The 369-nt window shown below is 53.1% G+C and carries 1 pseudogene; it reads right to left on the bottom strand.

The window, feature by feature from the left end:
• Positions 1 to 369, bottom strand: a pseudogene (locus AC1M9A_RS14430) (type VI secretion system tip protein VgrG); the annotation flags it as partial.

The raw sequence follows: 369 nt of genomic DNA, 5'->3' as shown, positions 1-369 counted from the left end.
TTCGAGGAAGGAAGCGTGCGCCATAGCCTTCGCCTGCCCATGGGGTCAGTACATCGACCCAAGCTGAATCGGTATCGTTGTTGTTACTGCCTGCACCGCCATCAAATTGGTGGTCTTCTGCTCGGGTAAACAGGAAGCGTACTTTGATGCGTCCCCATTCATCGACATGGATTTCTTCTCCTGCAGGTCCCACCACTTTGGCGCGTTGCGGATGGGTGCTAGGTCGATGTTGTAGTGGGTTGTATTCGGGTACGGTTTTGATGTTGCGTCGTTGTAGGATGAGTTCGCTGGCTTGGCGTTCTTGGTCCTTGTGGGTTGCTTGGTTGGTGTCTGTCTTGTGTTTTGGTGTCCATTGGCTGCGTTGTAGCA

The sequence above is a fragment of the Acinetobacter sp. ANC_7634 genome (assembly GCF_056779875.1).
The sequence above is the reverse complement of the archived record's forward strand: the minus strand, read 5'-3'. Positions and strand labels throughout refer to the sequence as shown.